Annotated in this window: 19 protein-coding genes; 8 read left to right on the forward strand and 11 right to left on the reverse strand. The window is 61.1% G+C overall.

Features of this window, described 5'->3' with window-relative positions; translation table 11 throughout:
- Positions 1-73 precede the first annotated feature (73 nt).
- The 3 genes from BJ928_RS04980 to BJ928_RS04990 are packed head-to-tail and all read left to right on the forward strand — an operon-like array spanning position 74 to position 2,930.
- Positions 74-1,240: an ABC transporter permease gene (locus BJ928_RS04980; protein ID WP_047628217.1), complete on the forward strand. Its 1,167-nt coding sequence runs from the start codon at positions 74-76 to the stop codon at positions 1,238-1,240.
- Positions 1,237-2,184, forward strand: a complete 948-nt coding sequence (locus tag BJ928_RS04985; RefSeq protein ID WP_047628219.1) for an ABC transporter ATP-binding protein — start codon at positions 1,237-1,239, stop codon at positions 2,182-2,184. The genes BJ928_RS04980 and BJ928_RS04985 overlap by 4 nt, the downstream gene beginning before the upstream one ends.
- Positions 2,181-2,930, forward strand: coding sequence for an ABC transporter permease (locus tag BJ928_RS04990; protein WP_047628221.1), 750 nt, complete (start codon positions 2,181-2,183; stop codon positions 2,928-2,930). Before BJ928_RS04985 ends, BJ928_RS04990 begins: the two co-directional genes overlap by 4 nt.
- A 25-nt stretch (positions 2,931-2,955) precedes the next feature.
- Here BJ928_RS04990 and BJ928_RS04995 read toward each other — a convergent pair whose 3' ends face one another.
- Entirely contained in the window at positions 2,956-3,339 is a 384-nt protein-coding gene (locus BJ928_RS04995) for a YciI family protein (protein ID WP_047628223.1), read from the reverse strand.
- Positions 3,340-3,515: 176 nt separating this feature from the next.
- On the opposite strand from BJ928_RS04995, the gene BJ928_RS05000 reads away from it, so the two are divergent.
- Positions 3,516-3,911 (forward strand): VOC family protein, encoded by a 396-nt coding sequence (locus BJ928_RS05000; RefSeq protein ID WP_047628224.1) that lies wholly within the window; start codon positions 3,516-3,518, stop codon positions 3,909-3,911.
- A 60-nt stretch (positions 3,912-3,971) separates the two neighbouring features.
- Here BJ928_RS05000 and BJ928_RS05005 read toward each other — a convergent pair whose 3' ends face one another.
- Positions 3,972-4,364, reverse strand: coding sequence for a PRC-barrel domain-containing protein (locus BJ928_RS05005; RefSeq protein ID WP_047628226.1), 393 nt, complete (start codon positions 4,362-4,364; stop codon positions 3,972-3,974).
- Between the two features lie 348 nt (positions 4,365-4,712).
- Here BJ928_RS05005 and BJ928_RS05010 point away from each other — a divergent pair, with 348 nt between their 5' ends.
- Both BJ928_RS05010 and pgi read left to right on the forward strand, forming a co-directional pair.
- Positions 4,713-6,410: a long-chain fatty acid--CoA ligase gene (locus tag BJ928_RS05010; protein WP_047628227.1), complete on the forward strand. Its 1,698-nt coding sequence runs from the start codon at positions 4,713-4,715 to the stop codon at positions 6,408-6,410.
- A gap of 174 nt (positions 6,411-6,584) precedes the next feature.
- Positions 6,585-8,210 (forward strand): glucose-6-phosphate isomerase, encoded by a 1,626-nt coding sequence (gene pgi, locus BJ928_RS05015; protein ID WP_047628229.1) that lies wholly within the window; start codon positions 6,585-6,587, stop codon positions 8,208-8,210.
- Positions 8,211-8,352: 142 nt separating this feature from the next.
- Here pgi and BJ928_RS05020 read toward each other — a convergent pair whose 3' ends face one another.
- The 3 genes from BJ928_RS05020 to BJ928_RS05030 form a co-directional block, all read right to left on the reverse strand.
- A complete protein-coding gene (locus tag BJ928_RS05020; RefSeq protein WP_047628231.1) occupies positions 8,353-9,279 on the reverse strand; it encodes a carbohydrate kinase in 927 nt (308 codons plus the stop codon).
- A 77-nt stretch (positions 9,280-9,356) separates the two neighbouring features.
- Complete coding sequence (locus BJ928_RS05025) at positions 9,357-10,055, reverse strand: orotate phosphoribosyltransferase (RefSeq protein WP_047628233.1); 699 nt, start codon at positions 10,053-10,055, stop codon at positions 9,357-9,359.
- Between the two features lie 126 nt (positions 10,056-10,181).
- Positions 10,182-10,832, reverse strand: a complete 651-nt coding sequence (locus tag BJ928_RS05030) for a TetR/AcrR family transcriptional regulator (RefSeq protein ID WP_047628234.1) — start codon at positions 10,830-10,832, stop codon at positions 10,182-10,184.
- 99 nt (positions 10,833-10,931) lie between these two features.
- Here BJ928_RS05030 and BJ928_RS05035 point away from each other — a divergent pair, with 99 nt between their 5' ends.
- Together BJ928_RS05035 and BJ928_RS05040 are read left to right on the forward strand one after the other, a co-directional pair.
- Positions 10,932-11,762 carry an NmrA family transcriptional regulator gene (locus BJ928_RS05035; protein WP_047628235.1) on the forward strand — a complete coding sequence of 277 codons (831 nt, stop codon included), beginning with the start codon at positions 10,932-10,934 and terminating at the stop codon, positions 11,760-11,762.
- Positions 11,759-12,238, forward strand: coding sequence for an anthrone oxygenase family protein (locus tag BJ928_RS05040; RefSeq protein WP_047628236.1), 480 nt, complete (start codon positions 11,759-11,761; stop codon positions 12,236-12,238). The genes BJ928_RS05035 and BJ928_RS05040 overlap by 4 nt, the downstream gene beginning before the upstream one ends.
- A gap of 42 nt (positions 12,239-12,280) precedes the next feature.
- Here BJ928_RS05040 and BJ928_RS05045 read toward each other — a convergent pair whose 3' ends face one another.
- The 6 genes from BJ928_RS05045 to BJ928_RS05070 all read right to left on the reverse strand — a co-directional run bounded on the left by BJ928_RS05045 (position 12,281) and on the right by BJ928_RS05070 (position 18,487).
- Positions 12,281-13,432, reverse strand: a complete 1,152-nt coding sequence (locus tag BJ928_RS05045; RefSeq protein ID WP_047628808.1) for a GGDEF domain-containing protein — start codon at positions 13,430-13,432, stop codon at positions 12,281-12,283.
- 196 nt (positions 13,433-13,628) lie between these two features.
- A complete protein-coding gene (gene pyrC, locus BJ928_RS05050) occupies positions 13,629-14,669 on the reverse strand; it encodes a dihydroorotase (protein WP_047628809.1) in 1,041 nt (346 codons plus the stop codon).
- Positions 14,670-14,811: 142 nt separating this feature from the next.
- The gene (locus BJ928_RS05055; protein ID WP_047628238.1) at positions 14,812-15,444 is read right to left on the reverse strand and encodes a nucleoside triphosphate hydrolase; all 633 of its coding nucleotides are present in this window, start codon (positions 15,442-15,444) and stop codon (positions 14,812-14,814) included.
- Positions 15,441-16,250: an ATP-binding cassette domain-containing protein gene (locus tag BJ928_RS05060; protein WP_183079363.1), complete on the reverse strand. Its 810-nt coding sequence runs from the start codon at positions 16,248-16,250 to the stop codon at positions 15,441-15,443. Before BJ928_RS05060 ends, BJ928_RS05055 begins: the two co-directional genes overlap by 4 nt.
- Entirely contained in the window at positions 16,226-17,290 is a 1,065-nt protein-coding gene (locus BJ928_RS05065; protein WP_047628239.1) for an ABC transporter permease, read from the reverse strand. The genes BJ928_RS05060 and BJ928_RS05065 overlap by 25 nt, the downstream gene beginning before the upstream one ends.
- 171 nt (positions 17,291-17,461) lie before the next feature.
- Positions 17,462-18,487 (reverse strand): sugar ABC transporter substrate-binding protein, encoded by a 1,026-nt coding sequence (locus tag BJ928_RS05070; protein WP_047628240.1) that lies wholly within the window; start codon positions 18,485-18,487, stop codon positions 17,462-17,464.
- Positions 18,488-18,637 lie beyond the last annotated feature (150 nt).

The raw sequence follows: 18,637 nt of genomic DNA on the forward strand, positions 1-18,637 counted from the left end.
GAGTTTCGATTGGGCATGATCTTGTCCGAACCTGCCTTGAATTTTGGGCTCATGCGCTGACGGAGCTTGCCTGATGGAAGATGCGCTAGCGGTCCGCAGAGTGGACCGTCTCGGAGTGGTGTTGGTGGCAGGCGGCGCGCTGGCCACAGCCTGGATGCCGTTCATCATCGTCAAGGCGAACCGCATCGCCGCCGGCAAGCCGCAGCTGCTGACCCAGCTCCTTACGCAGCCGTCCGCAATATGCCTGGTCGTTCTTCTGGCCGCGGCGGGACTAGCCGTCCTTTTCCTGCACAACCAGGTCATCCGTCTCGGGATCGCGACACTGGCGATCGCGATGCTCATCGTCACGCTCGGGCTAGTTTCGACTGCCGCGACGCCGACGGGCAGTACGGTCGCGCGCATTACGCCCGGCGGCTGCTTCTGGGTGCTGCTCGCCGTCATCGGACTGATGATTTCGGACGCGCTGGTCAAGCTGCGGCTGACGCCCTGGCTGCGGGTCGCGGCGCTGGCGGTCTATGCCGCCCTGCTCGCGGTCGTGTTGCGCTCCGACCTGCTCGACAATCTCTCGATCATGAAGGAATATGCCAACAATGCCGACAAGTTCTGGCACGAGGCGCTGGGTCATGTATTCCTCTCCCTCGGCTCCGTCGCGATCGCCATCGTCCTGGCGCTGCCGCTCGGCATCTTCTGCTACTGGCAGCCGCGCATCCGCGCCATCGTGCTGCGGGCTCTGAGCCTGGTGCAGACCATTCCAAGCCTGGCGCTGTTCGGCATCCTCATGCTGCCGCTCGGCTATATCGCCGCCAACGTGCCCTTCGCCGCCGCAATCGGCATCAAGGGTATCGGTGCGGCCCCGGCGCTAGTGGCGCTCGTCATCTATTCGCTGCTGCCGATCGTCGCCAACACCGTCGTCGGCCTTGCCGGCGTCGACCCCTCCGTGCGCGATTCCGCCGCCGGCATGGGACTGACGCGCCGGCAGATCCTGACCGGCATCGACCTGCCGCTGGCCTTTCCCGTCATTCTCACCGGCATCCGCATCGTGCTGGTGCAGGCGATCGGACTCGTCACCGTGGCGGCGCTGATCGGCGGCGGCGGCTTCGGCCTCTTCATCTTCCAGGGCATTGGCCAGACGGCCAACGACCTCGTGCTGCTCGGCGCCGTGCCGACGGTCTTTCTCGCTTTCTCATCGGCCGTCATCCTCGATGCGGTCATCGACAGCATCCGGGGACAACGCGCATGACCAACATGATCGAGCTCAAGGGCGTCACCAAGCGCTATGGCAGCGCAACTGTCGTTGATGATGTCAGCATGAGCATGGAGAAAGGCACGATCACCGTCATCGTCGGCACCTCCGGCTCCGGCAAGTCGACGCTGATGCGAATGATCAACCGGCTGGTGCCGATCACCGAGGGACATATCTCCGTCGGCGGCGAAAACGTCATGAAAGTACCGGCGACGGAGCTTCGCCGCCGCATCGGCTATGCGATCCAGGGGCACGGGCTGTTTCCGCACCGCACTGTCGCGCAGAACATCGCGACAGTGCCCGAGCTGCTCGGCTGGGAGAAAGCTCGCATCGACAACCGCGTCGAAGAACTGCTTAACCTCTTCCGTCTCGACCCCGGCACATTCGCGGCCAAATATCCGAGCCAGCTTTCCGGCGGCCAGCAGCAGCGTGTCGGCGTGGCGCGTGCGCTAGCCGCCGAACCGGAACTGCTTTTGATGGACGAGCCCTTCGGCGCGCTCGATCCGGTCATCCGCGGCAAGGCGCAGGACGATCTGCTCGCCATCCAGAAGCAGTTCGGCACCACTGTCATCCTCGTCACCCACGACATGGACGAAGCCTTTCATCTCGGCGACAAGATCGCCGTGATGAGCGGCGGCAAGCTGCTGCAATGCTCCGAGCCCGAGAAGATCCTGACGGAACCGGCCGATCCCTTCGTCCAGCAGCTGACCGGCACGTCTGACCGCGCCTTGAAGCTGATGTCGCTGCTGCCGCTGAAGGAAAGCATGCAGCCGCCACGGCCCGGCCTCGGCTACAGCCTGCCGCAGACCCTCAATCTGCGCGATGCCTTGGCCGAATTGATCTGGCAGGGTGCGGATGAGGCGACGGTCGAGGACGAACGCAAGATGCCCGTCGGATCGATTTCGATCAGGCACCTGATCGAGCTGGGCCGCAAGGCATGAGACTTATCGCCGCCAATCTCTTCCGCATCCTGGCGCTGGCGCTGCTGCTCGTCATGCTGTTCCGCCCGGAATGGCTGACGCCGGTTCTGGCGCCGCTGACCAAATTCGGGGCGTCGCCGATCTATACGCAGAACAGCCTGCCGAGCCTGGCGCTCAGCCATCTCGAGCTGATTCTCGTTTCGATTGCCGCAAGCGGTATCCTCGCCGTTCTCGGCGGCATCTTCGTCACGCGGCCGATCGGCGCGGATTTCCTGCCGCTGTCGCGCGCCATCGCCAATGCCGGCCAGACCTTTCCGCCGGTTGCCGTGCTGGCACTTGCCATTTCCACCACCGGCTTCGGCGCGGTGCCGACATTCATCGCGCTTTTCCTCTATGCGCTGCTGCCGATCTTCGAAAACACGGTCGCCGGGTTGCAGCAGGTGCCGGCCTCCGTCCTCGATGCCGCCGACGGCATGGGCATGAACGGCTGGCAGCGCCTCTTCCGCGTCGAACTGCCGCTTGCCCTGCCGCTCATCATCGAAGGACTGAAAATCGCGACCGTCATCAATATCGGCACCGCAACGATCGGCTCCACCGTTGCCGCCAAGGGGTTGGGCGAAGTCATCATCGCCGGGCTCATCAACGACAACACGGCCTTCATCCTGCAGGGCGGCCTCATCGTCGGCCTGATGGCAGTGCTGATCTATGACGGCATGGAGATGATCGAGCGGTCGGTCACGAACAAGATCGGGCTCCAGCCCCATTGAGATCGAAGGCCGTTACCGTCTCCCGTCAATTGCCTTCGCCTGATGGCAGGGATGCGCCGGGTATGTAGAGCGAGATCGGCCTGATTTCGTAGACGGCGGTCGGATTTGCACGGCGCAATTCGCGCGCGGCCTCGACCGCTTCCTCGATCGTCGGAAAATCGACGACGTAGAAGCCCAGCAATTGTTCCTTCGTTTCGGCAAACGGGCCATCGACGACCAGTCCGGCACCCTTCCCCCGCAAGGTAACGGCGTCCTGGGTCGATCCGAGACGTGCGGCCGGCCCCAGCGATTTCTGCGCGACCATGCGGTCATTGATCTCCAGAAGGTCCGTCATGAGCGCGGCATCCTCCTCCTCGCTCCAGGATTCGACGATATCTTCTTCATGATAGGCCAGAATGGCGTAGTACATGGCTTCCCCCTTGAGACACGTGCCTGAGCGCCAGGGAGTTAAGCAGAGCAGCCGCAATCCTGGAACCCCGGATCTGCGCTCGTCTCGGGATAGGGCAAATTTCCGCATACTTGCCTTCGCCGCTTGCCGGTGGCATTGGCTGCAATGACATGCCCGGACAATCAAGGGAGACGCCGATGGCCAAGATGATTCATTCGATGATCCGCGTGCTCGACGAAGCGCGCTCGATCGACTTCTACGACAAGGCTTTCGGGCTGAAGATTGCCGACCGCATCGTCTTCGAGACCTTCACGCTGATCTATCTCAGCAATGCCGAGACGGGATTCGAACTGGAATTGACCGTCAATCAGGGGCGCATCGAGCCTTATGCCCAAGGCGAGGCCTATGGCCACCTTGCGGTCTCGGTTACCGAACTGAGGGACGAACATGCGCGCATGAGCGAACTGGGGCTCAACCCCGGCAAGATCGTGGAGCTCAATCGCGATGGGAAGCTTTTTGCGCTGCTCTTCTTCGTCACCGACCCCGATGGCTACAAGATCGAGATCGTGCAAAGACATGGTCGGTTTCAATAGAACCGAACAAGGCACAGCCCCGCACCGGCGGGGCTTACCGCAGCGGTTCCGTCAGCGCGCTCACATCCAATAAGGGGGCACGCCAAAATAATCATGGCTTCTGTGGCCATGGTCCTTGTGGTCGTGGTCGTCCTTGCTGGCGAAGCGACGCGCTTTTTCAATGTCGTTCTTGGTCATGCTGACGCGATAGCCGGCGATGCGAGCATCGTAGCGCAGCTTTTCCCATGGCAGCCGGTAGTGATCCTGCCCGATGCCGAAAAAGCCGCCGAAGCTCAGAATGACGAAAGCGATGCGTCCATCGCTTTTTTCAAGCATCAGCCGCTCGATATGACCAATCTGCTTACCGTCCGAACCGAACACCCTGGACCCTTCGACACGGTCGCAGGCAACCAGCATCGACATGTCCTTGATGTAAAGGTCACGGCTCGAAATATCGGCACTCTCTTTATGCATATGCGCACCTCCTTTTGGATACGCGTCACATAAACTATGGAGCGTCCGATCTGCTCTTTGGGGCAGCACGATGCTCCGATGGGTTTAGGCCCATGGCGCTATTAACGCTCCGTTGTCATAAAAGTTCCAGTACTTTTTTCAAGATTGTAAAAAAACGTGAGCGTACGACGATTATTGACGTTTACGTCAAGGTTATTGTAGCTTCTTTCTCGCTCCGATGATTTAGTTGAGAGCAATAAGTGCGGCGATGTGAAAAGCGGGAGACTTTTTGATCGTCCAATGACACTCTGCATAGCCGCCGCATGTGACGGCGGGGCGTGGTGATGATGCGTAGAGGAGGAAGTGCGCATGAATTCAGTCTCCGCTCCTTCGGATAGACCGCAGGTCAAGAAGATTTGGCTCGCCTCTTATCCGGATATCGTACCGGCGGAACTGCCGCCGCTGGAGCACGCATCGCTCGCCGAGTTGCTGGAAGAGAGCTGCGCGCGCTATGCCGACAGACCCGCCTTCACCAGCATGGGCAAATCCATCACCTATCGCGATCTCGACATGCAGACGCGCAAGATCGCCGCCTGGCTGCAGAGCCTTGGACTTCAGAAAGGCGATCGCGTTGCCGTGATGATGCCGAACGTGCTGCAGAACCCGATCGCGGTTTACGGCATCCTGCGCGCCGGCCTCGTCGTCGTCAACGTCAACCCGCTCTATACGCCACGCGAACTGGAGCACCAGCTGCGCGACTGCGGCGCCAAGGCGATCTTCGTTCTTGAAAACTTCGCCCATACGGTGGAGCAGGTTCTGGCCCATACAGATGTGCGCCATGTTGTCGTGACAGCGCTCGGCGACATGCTCGGCCTCAAGGGCCACATCGTCAATCTCATCGTCCGCAAGGTGAAGAAACTCGTGCCGGCCTGGTCCATCCCCGGTCATCGCAGCTTCAAGAGCGTGATCGCCGAAGGCGCGCGCCTGCCGTTGAAGCTTTCGGAACTGACCGGCAGCGACATCGCCTTCCTGCAATATACCGGCGGCACGACCGGCGTTGCCAAGGGCGCGATCCTCACCCACGCCAACCTGCTCGCCAATCAACTGCAACTGCTGCTCTGGCTGCAATCCGCCTATATCAACAAGCCGCGTCCGGAGCAGCTGACCTTCGTCTGCGCACTGCCGCTCTATCACATCTTCGCGCTGACGGTGAATTCGCTGATGGGCATGTCTCTCGGCGGCCATAACGTGCTGATCGCCAACCCGCGCGACATACCGGCCTTCATCAAGGAGCTGGGCAAGTACAAGTTCGACATGTTCCCTGGCCTGAACACCCTGTTCAACGCGCTGATGAACAATCCCGAATTCACCAAGCTCGATCTTTCCAACACGGCAACGCTTGCCGGCGGCATGGCGGTGCAGCGGCCGGTCGCCGAACGCTGGCAGAAGATGACGGGGGCCTGGATCACCGAAGGTTACGGCCTTTCCGAGACGTCACCGGTCGCAAGCGCCAACCGCTTCGACAGTTCGGAATTCTCCGGCACGATCGGCCTGCCGATCACGGGCACTGATTTCGACATTCGCGACGAGAACGGCAATTCGCTGCCGCTCGGCGAAGTCGGCGAGATCTGCATCCGCGGGCCGCAGGTCATGGCCGGCTACTGGAAGCAGCCGGCCGAAACCGCGCGCGTCATGACGCCGGATGGTTTCTTCCGTAGCGGCGACATGGGCTTCATGGACGAGCGCGGCTATACCAAAATCGTCGACCGCAAGAAGGACATGATCCTGGTCTCGGGCTTCAACGTCTATCCCAACGAGATCGAGGAAGTCGCAGTCATGCATCCCGGCGTTCTGGAAGCAGCAGCGATCGGCGTGCCCGACCCGCATTCCGGCGAGGCGGTGAAGCTCTTCATCGTCAAGAAGGACCCGGCTCTGACCGAGGCCGACGTCAAGGCCCATTGCGCCGCGAATCTGACCAACTACAAGCGCCCGCGTTTCATCGAATTCCGCACGGAACTGCCGAAATCGAATGTCGGCAAGATCCTGCGCAAGGAGTTGCGCGGCTGACATAATTCCGTGTCATTCAAGAGGCTGCTCTCCTTAGTCGGCGAGCGGCCTTTTTTCTTTTTGGACGATACGTGAACTTGATTTACGCCCTACATAGGGAATAGTTTCCGCGACCAACTCAGAGTGCCTTGCCCTCTTCGGACGGCAAGCGGCGCGAACCGCAAGGAGTCCTCCATGAACGCCCTCGTCGATCAACTGAAGAGCACTGCATCTGCAACGAAGGCCACCGATATTCGCGCCGCCTTCGCCGCCGATCCCAACCGCTTTTCCCGCTTCAGCACCTCGTTCGACGACCTGCTGATGGATTACTCCAAGACGGCTGTCAACGACGACATTCTCGCCCTTCTCGAAAAGCTCGCAGCCGAGGGCGGCGTCGCCGCCAAGCGCGAGGAAATGTTCTCGGGCGTCGCCATCAACTTCACCGAAAACCGCGCCGTTCTGCACACCGCGCTGCGCAACCGCTCCAACAAGCCGGTGCTCGTCGACGGCAAGGATGTCATGCCTGACGTCAACGCCGTGCTCGCCGCCATGGGCAAGTTCGCCGACGGCATCCGTTCGGGCGCGCTGAAGGGCGCGACGGGCAAGGCGATTACCGACGTCATCAACATCGGCATCGGCGGCTCAGATCTCGGCCCGGTCATGGCGACGCTGGCGCTGGCACCCTTCCATGACGGTCCGCGCTCGCATTTCATCTCCAACATCGACGGCGCCCATATCGCCGACATCCTGAAGCTCGTTAAGCCGGAAACGACGCTCTTCATCGTCGCTTCCAAGACCTTCACGACGATCGAGACGATGACCAACGCCCAGACGGCGCGCAAGTTCATTGCCGATGCGCTTGGCGAAGCTGCCGTTCAGCATCATTTTGCCGCCGTTTCGACGGCGCTCGACAAGGTCGCCGCCTTCGGCATCGACAGCGAGCGCGTCTTCGGCTTCTGGGATTGGGTCGGCGGCCGCTACTCGATCTGGTCGGCGATCGGCCTGCCGCTGATGATCGCGATCGGACCGGAAAACTTCGGTAAGTTCCTCGACGGCGCGCATGCGATGGACAACCATTTCCGTCAGGCGCCCTTCAGGGAAAACCTGCCGATGCTGCTTGGCCTCATCGGCTTTTATCATCGCAACGTGCTCGGCTACCCGACGCGGGCGATCCTGCCTTACGACCAGCGCCTGTCGCGCTTCCCGGCCTACCTGCAGCAGCTCGACATGGAATCGAACGGCAAGGGCGTCACCATCGACGGTACGCCGGTCGAAGGCAATTCCGGCCCGGTCGTCTGGGGCGAGCCTGGCACCAACGGCCAGCACGCGTTCTACCAGCTCATCCACCAGGGCACGAGCATCATCCCGGCCGAGTTCATGATCGCCGCCAACGGCTTCGAACCGAACCTGCGCCATCAGCACGACCTGTTGATGGCCAATTGCCTGGCACAGTCGGAAGCGCTGATGAAGGGCCGCACCTTCGAGGAAGCCAAGGCACAGCTCACCTCCAAGGGCATGGACGACAAGAAGGCCGATTTCATCGCGCCGCACCGCGTCTTCACCGGCAACCGTCCGTCGATCACCTTCGTCTATGACAAGCTGACGCCGTTCGCACTCGGCCGCCTGATCGCTCTTTACGAACACCGCGTCTTCGTCGAAGGCGTGCTCTTCCGCATCAACTCCTTCGACCAGTGGGGCGTCGAGCTCGGCAAGGAACTGGCAACGGGCCTGCTTCCGGTCATCGAAGGCAAGGAAAGCGCCGCCGGCCACGATTCCTCGACGCAGGGGCTGGTGGCTGCTCTGGCAAGCCGCGCGAAGTAACATGCTTCTGCACCTCCCCCTTGAGGGGGAGGTCGCCGCAAGGCGGCGGGTGGGGGTGACGGGCTCTCCGTGCGAGAGCGGCTAGAGGATCACCCCACCCCGGCACTGCGTGCCGACCCTCCCCCTCAAGGGGAGGGTTAAATTACAGCCCGATCTCATGCGCCCAGGGCGGGTTGGCGCCAGCGCGGGAGACGGTGACGGCAGCAGCCTTGGCGCCCAGCGCGAGCGCATCCTGCAGCGCCTTTTCATTCAGCGAAGCCACCTGCGCCTTGGTCAAAAGGTTGTTCATCTTCAACGACGCCAGAATGCCGGCATCGAAAGTGTCGCCAGCGCCGACGGTATCGACCACGGTGACGCGCTCGCTCGGCACAGAGACCTTCAGCGACTTGGTGTAGCCTGTCGCGCCTTCAGCACCCTTGGTGATAACGACGAGCTTTGCGCCCTGCCCCAGCCAATGGGTGGCGAGCTCGTCATGATTTCCTGACAGACCAAACCATTCCAGATCCTCGTCGGAGAATTTGAGAATGTCGGACATGGCCGCCATCCGACCGATGCGGCCCATATGGGCTGTTTTGTCCTTGATGAAGCCCGGGCGGATGTTCGGGTCGAGGGAGATGACGCGGCTCTGGTGTTCGCGCTTCATCAGCGCTTCATAGGTCGCGCCGCACGGATCGGGGATCAGGCTGATCGCGCCGAAATGGAGCGCCTCGCAATCATCGCCGAGCGTCGGAAGATCGGCCTCGGTAATCATGCGGCCGGCCGTGCCTTCGTCATAGAAGGCATAGGTCGCCTGGCCGTTGACAAGCTTGACGAAGGCGATCGTGCTCGGGCGCGGCGTGATGGCGCAATAGCTGAAATCGACCTTGGAGGCCGAGAGCGTGTCGCGCAGAATCTCGCCCATCATGTCGTCGGCGATGCCGGTGAAGAAGCCGGTGGGAATGCCGAGGCGCCCCAGCGCTATCGCGGTATTGAAGATCGCGCCGCCAGCGTAGGGGGCAAAGCCCTTTTCGCCCAGCGTCGTATCCCGCGGCAGCATGTCGATCAAAGCTTCGCCACAGCACAATATCATTCCGGCCTCCCAAAGAGCGCGTCTGTCGTGTCCAGTTACATAAATCGATTAGATAGATTCAGTGCAAAAGCAAAGCATCAGTTTGTGGGCAGCTCCGAAATGCCGCCGTTCCAGCCGGACCAGGCGAGCGGCGCGTTGAGAAAGGCTTCAACTTCCTCGAGCGTCTTGTCGTCGAACAGCTTCTGCTCCTTGGCGACGGCAAGCACTTCGCGCCAGGTCGTGATGTATTGCAGGTTGACCTTCCGGTTGGCAAAGCGTTCGACCGCCTCGGGGAAGATGCCGTAGTAGAACAGTGCCATGCCATGATCGACGATGCCGCCGGCCGCGCGGATCGCGTCGATGAAGGTGAACATGCTGCCGCCGGCCGTCGTCAGGTCCTCGATGACGAGCACGCGGGCGCCGTCCTTCATGTCGCCTTCGATCTGCGCGTTGCGGCCATGACCCTTAGGCTGCTTGCGGACGTAGATCATCGGCAGGTTCAAGCGCTCGGCCAGGAAGGCGGCAAAGGGAATGCCTGCCGTCTCGCCGCCGGCAACGCAGTCGAACTGCTCAAAGCCGACATTGCGGACGATGAGGCTTGCGGCAAAATCCATGATCGTTGAGCGGATGCGCGGATAGGAAATCAGCTTGCGGCAGTCGATATAGACCGGGCTCGCCATGCCGGACGCGAACTTGTAGGGCTTGTCGGCATTGAAGTGGACCGCCTTGATCTCCCAAAGCATCCTGGCCATCAGCTCAGCCATGACGGCGCGATCGGTGAATATCATCTGGGTCATAAGGGGCCTCCTTCGCAGCGCTAATATTCCAGCGGCAATAGCAGCAAGCGGCCCGAGTTTCCAGACGTATGAAAGGTTTTGCAGGCATCGCCGCGGCTGCCGCGGGCAAAGGCGGCTCCGAGCGAGCTACTGGGCAAGCCCGAGATCGGCAGGGAGCATGGTCTTGAACAGCGCGATCACCTTGTCGCCCTCCTCCCGCTCGATGGAAATCGCATAGCGAACGGCTGCGGCGACCAACTGCATGGTCAATCGCGCTGTTCTTGCGAGTTCGGAATGATCGCGCTCCGGCCAGAGACGTTCGAGAACGGTGAGAAAGGCCTGCGAGTGCCACTCCATATCCTCGGCATCGACCTGCTGCAGCAGCTTGTCGGCATGGGTGGCGTGCCAGATGTCGCGCATGACGGGCTCCCCCAGAAACATCGCATAGTAGCCATCGACGATCCGGCCAAGGGCTGACTGGAGCTGGTCGCGACTTTGGATCGCCATCAGCTCATCCTCGACGCATTGCCGTCCCTGCTCGTTGAAGCGCTCGGCCAGCACGCGGATGATCGCCGTCTTGTCCGGGAAATATTGGTAGAGCGACCCGAAGGAAACGCCAGCCTTTTCAACGATCTCCCCCATGCGCAGCGCATCGCTGCCGTTCTTGGCGATCAGATCGGATGCCACCGAAAGGATCAGATCTACGCGCTCACGGCCGCGTTGCTGGCTCGGTATACGGCGCGGCGTGCCCGCCTCGTCCTTGCTGCGCCTGCGTCTCGCGATCGGTTCCTGCGTCATGTCGTTCCCTACCTGTGACTGTTGACACGCAATATAAGAGAGTTTATCACATTTCGCAAATGAGAGAGTTTATCACATTTTCCGCTGGAGGAGTTTGAAATGCAGATATCGACAATTGCCATCATCGGTGGACTAGGGAAAACCGGCGGCCGGGTCGCCGAGCGACTTAAGGCGCGTGGCCTCACGGTTCGCGCAGCCTCCCGCTCGACGACGCCCCGCTTCGACTGGCAGGACCGCAACACCTGGCGTCAGGCGCTGGAAGGCGCTTCCGCCGCCTATGTCACCTTTCAGCCCGACCTCTCGGTCGACTGGGCGGCCGAGGCCATCGGCGTGCTTGCCAAGACGGCCGCTGAAGTCGGTGTGGGACATATCGTCCTGCTCTCCGGACGCGGAGAAGATGGAGCGGTCCGCAGCGAGGAAGGGCTTAAGGCCGCCGACATCGACTATACCGTGCTTCACGCTAGTTGGTTCAACCAGAATTTCAGCGAGGGGGCCTTCATGGACGGAATTCTGCAAGGGAAGCTGGCGTTGCCGGCCGGCAATGTGCCGGAACCTTTCGTCGATGCCGAGGACATTGCCGACGCGGCTGTCGCGTGCCTCATCGATCCGCGTCACCGCAACAGAACCTACGAACTGACGGGGCCACGCGCCCTGACCTTTCGCCAAGCAGTTTCCGAAATCGCGACGGCTTCCAACAGGACCATCGACTACGAGACGGTTCCGGTCGATGCCTTCATCGCCGAGATGACCGCCTACGGTTTGCCGCGCGAGGCGACCGATCTCCTGCATGAGCTTTTCACGCAGGTTCTCGACGGCCGCAATTCGCCCGTCATGGATGGCGTCCGCCAGATCCTCGGCAGGCAAGCCAAAGACTTTTCCGATTATGCCCGACAAACCGCCGCAACCGGCATCTGGAGTGTCCAGCCATGACCTTTCCGATCACGAATATCGCTCTGATCATCGCCGCAATCAGCAGCAGCCTTCTCGCCGGCGTCTATTTCGCCTTCTCGACCTTCATCATGCAGGCCTTCGCCCGCCTCCCCGTCGATCAGGGGATTACAGCGATGCAATCGATCAACACGACGATCGTGCGTTCGCCCTTCATCGTACTGTTCCTGCTGACGGCGGCGCTCTCGATCTTCATCGCCGTGATGGCGATCCTTTACTGGCGTGGCGGCACCAGCATGATGATGCTGGCGGGCGCGGCGTTCTATATCGTTGCCAGTCTGCTTTCGACGATGGTGTTCAATGTGCCCTTGAACGACGCGCTCGACAAGGTTGACGGCCATTCCGCAGAATCGGCGCAGCTATGGTCGACCTATCTCGTCGATTGGACATGGTGGAACCATGTGCGCACCGTTGCCTCGCTGCTCGCCGCCTGCGCTTTCGTGAAAGCCCTGTTCTAACGGCATTGGGACGATGGCGGGGCGCCCGCGCTCAATTGCGGATTAGACCGCCCGCAGATAGGCCGCGACCTCGACACGGTTGCGGCCGTTTCGCTTCGCCTCGTAGAGCGCCTTGTCGGCGGCGCGCAGCACGTCGTCAAAGCCCAGCCCTTCGGCTGTGCCGGTCGCGACGCCTGCGCTGACGGTACAGGCAAAAGATTTGTCTTCGACGCTGATTACCCTTGCGGCAAAGGCATCGCGCACCCGCTCGGCCACCTGCTCCGCACGGCCGGGCAGCGTATTGTCGAGAACGAGCGCAAATTCTTCGCCACCGAGGCGAGCCACGGTGTCGGAAGAGCGCAGTCCGAAGGAAAGCTCCTGGCCGAAAAGCTTCAGCACGAGATCGCCGGCGGCATGGCCATGCTGATCGTTGATCGTCTTGAAGCGATCGATGTCGAAGATGATGACGGCCATCGACGGGCCGAAGGAGCGATGGCCGTAGAGATCAAACAGCGCGCGGCGATTGAGCAGCCCGGTCAGGAGATCGGTGATCGCCTCCTGGCGGTGCAGCGCGGCCTGCCGCCATTGATGCAGTGCAAGCGATAGCGCCCCGATCCCGGTCATTCCGGCAATGCAGATGGCGATGCTCACATCCTCCGCCCAATTGTCCGGCGCATGTCCGAGCACCAGCTTGCCATCGGCAATCAGCACGCCCGCGCAAAGCGCGAAGGAAATAGCCGTCAGAGTGTAGAGTGCTGTAATGCCGTAAAGCGGCGTGGGTGCCTCGTGCCGGCTGAGCCAATATTCGCGTGCCGTCAGCAGCAGCAGCACGCAGATGACGAGGTTGTCGCCAATGAAGGCCAGCCCGTCATAACCGGCAAGCATCGGCCCGACGGATGCGGCGATGCCCGTCACGCAGCCAAGGACGAAGCGGATTTTGGAAAAACGGCGCGTGCGGAACTGATAGCCCGCCACCCAGATCGTCGTGAAGCCAAGGAAAAACAGAAGGAAAGTCAGAATGGCAAAGATCGGCCTGGGATGGTCGACATAGGCGCCATAGATGAAGATGCCGCAAACGAGAGGTATGAGACCGGCAGAGCATGTCAGGAGAAAAGTATCCGGCCGACGGGAGAACCAGCTTCCGACCAGGGTAACCGCAAGGCAGGACGCGGAAACGCCGAGGGCGAGAAGAAGCGAGTTGTAATCGACCAGCATCATGCTCTTTCAACGGTTTGATTTCTACCGCAGGGGATTGCCGACACGCTAGGCTCTAGGGGTATCAAATTAGTTACGGCAAATAATAAAGAAAATGTATTTCAACAAAATATACGTTCCAATTTGCGGCAACCACCGATGGAGTGCTGCAAGACGACTTTTATATTTGTTTTTACTTATATATAATTGACTTAAATTAAGACTCGACATCCCAATGCAACGGGAACATCGGGTCGAAGACGGTGACGGGACCGGCTCCGGTTTCGATCTTGGCCGGGAAGATCACGGCTTCAGGCCGGCGCACGAGGGTAATGCTATCCTCATTGACCGGCAGTCCGTACCAAGCCGGCCCATTCAGCGAGGCGAAGGCCTCAAGCCTGTCAAGCGCGCCGTCCTGCTCGAAGACGTGCGCAAGGCAGCTCATGGTGTTGATCGACGTATAGATGCCGGCGCAGCCGCAGGCGCATTCCTTCAGCGGATCGACATGCGGAGCCGAGTCCGTGCCGAGGAAGAACCTGCTGTCACCGCTCGTTGCCGCCGCGCGCAACGCCAGGCGATGGCTCTCGCGCTTGGCGACCGGCAGGCAGTAATAATGCGGGCGGATGCCGCCGACGAGAATGGCATTGCGGTTGATGATGAGGTGATGCGTCGTGATCGAACCGGCGAGGTTTGCCTTTGCCGACTTGATGTAGTTCACGCCGTCGGACGTGGTCACATGCTCCATCGTGACCTTGAGTTCCGGCAGGCGTTGACGCAACGGATCGAGCACGGTTTCGATGAAGACGGCCTCGCGATCGAAAATATCCACGTCGGGCGTCGTTACCTCGCCATGAACGCAGAGCGGCAGACCGATCTTCGCCATGCGCTCCAGCACGGGCATCGCCTTGTTCATATCGCGCACGCCGCCGTGGGAATTCGTGGTCGCACCGGCCGGATAAAGCTTGAGGGCGGTGACGAGGCCGCTCTTCTGGCCCTCTTCGACATCGTCGGGGCTGGTGTGCTCGGTGAGATAAAGCGTCATCAACGGCTGGAAGCGATCGCCCGCTGGCAGCGCCTTCATGATACGCTCGCGATAGGCCGTAGCATCCGCTGTCGTCACAACGGGCGGTACGAGATTGGGCATGATGATGGCGCGGGCAAAGTGCCTGGACGTATCGCCGATCACGCCTTCGAGCATCGCTCCGTCACGCAGATGCAGGTGCCAGTCGTCGGGGCGGCGGATGGTGAGCTTTTGCATGGCGCGACCTTTGGAAGTGCGAGCGCGATCTTGCGCGAAAGCCCATTCGGGCTCTTCGGCATCGTGCATTTTGATATCGCGCTTCGATAGCACCAACCGCCATCGCAAAACAATCCGCGACGGCAGTTAAATGATCGGAAGTTCAGTCCTGCACGATATCGATGGTGACATCGGCGGCGCGGCGGTTCTCGAGAATCAGCCGGCCATTCGGCAGATCGTTGCCATAGACCTTGGCGTGAGCGGCATCCTCATCCAGCTTATAGCCTCTCCAGCGCGCCCATAGCCGCTCCTCGAGCACTTCCATGGGCGGCGCAAGCATGATCGAGTAGTCGAACAGGCCTTCCAGTTCCGCCCATTTGCCCTGACTAAAGAGGAGATAGTTGCCCTCGACGACGATGAAGCGGTGATCGGCCGACACGACGCGGGCCGAGGCGATGGCAAGCTCGCGCGAACGATCGAACACCGGCACCAGCACTTCCTGATCGGCGGCGCGCACGGCCTTGACGATATCGAGGAAGGCGCGCACGTCGAAGCTTTCAGGCACGCCCTTCCGTTTCAGAAGCCCCTTCTCGATCAGGACGGCATTGTCCATGTGGAAGCCGTCCATGGGCAGAACTTCGGCGCTTTCACCCCTCGCCTTCAACGCCTTGGCGACATTGTCGGCCAGTGTCGATTTGCCGGCGCCGGGAGGGCCGGCAATCGCGACGAGGAAACGTCTTACGTTGCCGGCGCGCGCAATGATCTCGCCGGCCACATCTTCAAGAGAGACACTCATGCGGCAACATTCTCCACCGGCGGGGCCTTTGCACCGGTCATGAAGGCGACGGCATCGGACATGGAATAATCCTTGGGATTGATGACGGTCAGGCGTCGTCCGAGGCGATGGATATGGATGCGATCCGCCACCTCGAAGACATGCGGCATATTGTGCGAGATCAGGACGATCGGCAAGCCGCGCGCGCGCACATCGAGGATGAGTTCGAGAACCTTGCGGCTTTCCTTGACACCAAGCGCAGCCGTCGGCTCGTCCATGATGACGACCTTGGAGCCGAAGGCGGCGGCGCGTGCCACGGCGACACCCTGGCGCTGGCCCCCGGAGAGCGTTTCCACGGCCTGATTGATGTTCTGGATCGTCATCAGGCCGAGTTCTGTGAGCTTGTCGCGGGCGCGCTTTTCCATGGCAGGCCGGTCGAGCATGCGGAAAACCGAGCCTAAAATGCCGGGTTTGCGCACCTCGCGGCCGAGGAACATGTTGTCGGCAATCGACAGCGCCGGCGAGAGTGCCAGATTCTGATAGACGGTCTCGATGCCGGCTTCGCGCGCCTCCATCGGCGAACGGAACTGGACGGTCTTGCCATCGAGCTTGATCTCGCCTTCGTCGGGAATGACCGCGCCGGAAATCGCCTTGATCAGCGAGGACTTGCCGGCGCCGTTGTCGCCGATCACGGCGAGGATCTCGCCGGGATAGAGGTCGAAATCGGCATTGTCGAGCGCGGTCACGCGGCCATAGCGCTTGACGAGACCGCGAGCGGTGAGGATTGGTTCGACGGTCGTGGTCATGCCGATACCTTTCTGATCCATTGATCGATCGCGACGGCGCCGATGATGAGAACGCCGGTCAGAAGCACCTTCCATTGCGGGTCGGCTCCGAGCATGTTGAGACCCATGGAGACGACGCCGACGATCATGGCGCCGAACAGCGTGCCGAGGATCGAGCCGCGGCCGCCGAAGAGCGAGATGCCGCCGATCACGGTTGCAGTGATTGCCTGAAGATTGAAATCGGTCACGGCGGAAGATGGCGAGACCGAACCGTTGCGGCCGATGGAAACCCAGGCGGCCAGCGCGGCGATCAACCCCGAAACACCGTAGACGGCCAGCAGTACCTTCTTGGTCTGGATACCGGCCAATTTCGCCGCCTCGGGATCATCGCCGACGGCATAGACATGCCTGCCCCAGGCGGTGTGATTGAGGACGTACCAGAGACCGACCACCAGCAGCACCATGGCAATCACGCCGAGGGTGAGCACCGCACCACCGACACGGAAGCTGGCAGCGAAGAGATGCAGCAATGGTGCCTGTTCATCGACATCGGTGTCGCGGATGGTCTCATTGGCGGAATAGATGAAATTCGTCGCCATGACGATGTTCCAGGTGCCAAGCGTCACGATGAACGGCGGCAGCTTCATATTGGCGACAAGAAAGCCGTTCAGCAGGCCGCAGAGGCCGCCGACGATCATGCCGGCCACAATGGCGATCGGCGTCGGCAGGCCGTATGTAACCGCGACATTGCCCATGACGACCGAAGAAATGACCATGATGACGCCGATGGAGAGATCGATGCCGGCGGTCAGAATGACCAGCGTCTGGGCCGCGCCAAGAATGCCGACGATGGCGATCTGCTGCAGGATCAGCGTCAGCGTGTAGGCGGAAAAGAATTTTCCACCGATCGCGATGCCGAAGATCACGATCGCCAACACCAGGACGATCAGCGGCACCGCCGCTGGCGTCGAGTGCAGAAAATGCTGCACGCGCTTCAAAAGAGAGACATCGTTGCGCTCGAACGAAGCGACGTTCTTGTCGCTACCGTCGAGGACACGTTCGAATTCCTGTGCTCCGGACATTTTGTTCCTCCGCCACCGCGCCGGACGCGCGGAAACCGCCGGCTGTTGGAGCCAGCCAGGATGTAACCCGACCGACATGACTATTGCGATTGCCTGTTCCCTTTAAGAGGAGCCGCGCCCGCAGATGCATGGCGCGGCTCCCGAAGGGATCATATCACATCCGTGAGGGGCTTAGCCCCAGCACTTTGCGAGGCCTTCCTTGGTGTCGATGGACTTCAGGCCGGGAACCGGCTTGTCCGTCACCAGGGAAACGCCGGTATCGAAGAAGGACTTGCCTTCGGTCGGCTTCGGCTTTTCACCGGTATCGGCGAACTTCTTGATCGCCTCGACGCCGAGGGACGCCATCATCAGCGGATACTGCTGTGCTGTGGCGCCGATCGTGCCATCCTTGACCGACTTGACGCCGGGGCAACCGCCGTCGATGGACACGATCAGAACCTGCTTTTCGAGGCCGACGGCCTTCAGAGCTTGATAGGCGCCGGTTGCGGCCGGTTCGTTGATCGTGTGGATGACGTTGATGCCGGAATCCTTCTGGAGAAGGTTTTCCATGGCCTTGCGGCCGCCTTCTTCATTGCCGTTGGTGACGTCATGGCCGACGATGCGCGGATCGGTTTCGTCGCCGATCTTGTTCGGGTCCTTCGGATCGATGCCGAAGCCGATCATGAAGCCCTGGTCGCGCAGGACGTCGACGGAGGGCTGCGACGGCGTCAGATCGAGGAAGCCGACCTTGGCGTCCTTGACCTTGTCGCCCATGGTTTCCTTGGCCCACTGGCCGACAAGCTTGCCGGCGAGCAGATTGTCGGTGGCGAAGGTGGCGTCGGCGGAATCGGCCGGCTCCAGCGGCGTGTCGAGCGCGATAACAAGCAGGCCGGCATCGCGTGCCTTCTTGACCGAGGGAACGATGCCCTTGGTGTCGGAAGCAGCGATCAGGATGCCCTTGGCGCCATCGGCGATGCAGCTCTCGATGGCGGCGACCTGGCTCTCGCTGTCACCGTCGATCTTGCCGGCATAGGACTTCAGCGTCACGCCGAGTTCCTTGGCCTTAGCGGTCGCGCCTTCCTTCATCTTGACGAAGAAGGGGTTGGTATCGGTCTTGGTGATGAGGCAGGCGGAGACGCCGGCGGCCTTCGCAGGCGCTGCAAAGGCAACGCCGAGCGCCAGAGCGGCGACTGCTGCGGAAATAACAGATTTCTTCATTCAATCCTCCCGATGTTTAAAAAGCCGGACTTCCCGGCAGTCCCCCGGGCCCGAACCCGGCTTGAAGATGCGCCATGCCTGTCGGATTATTTCCAACGGACCTCCTCCAAGGCCATATCCGCATCCTCTACGCCCATATCTGAGCTTAAA

It is taken from the genome of Rhizobium sp. WW_1 (assembly GCF_003610155.1).
In the GTDB taxonomy this organism is placed as follows: domain Bacteria; phylum Pseudomonadota; class Alphaproteobacteria; order Rhizobiales; family Rhizobiaceae; genus Rhizobium; species Rhizobium tropici_A.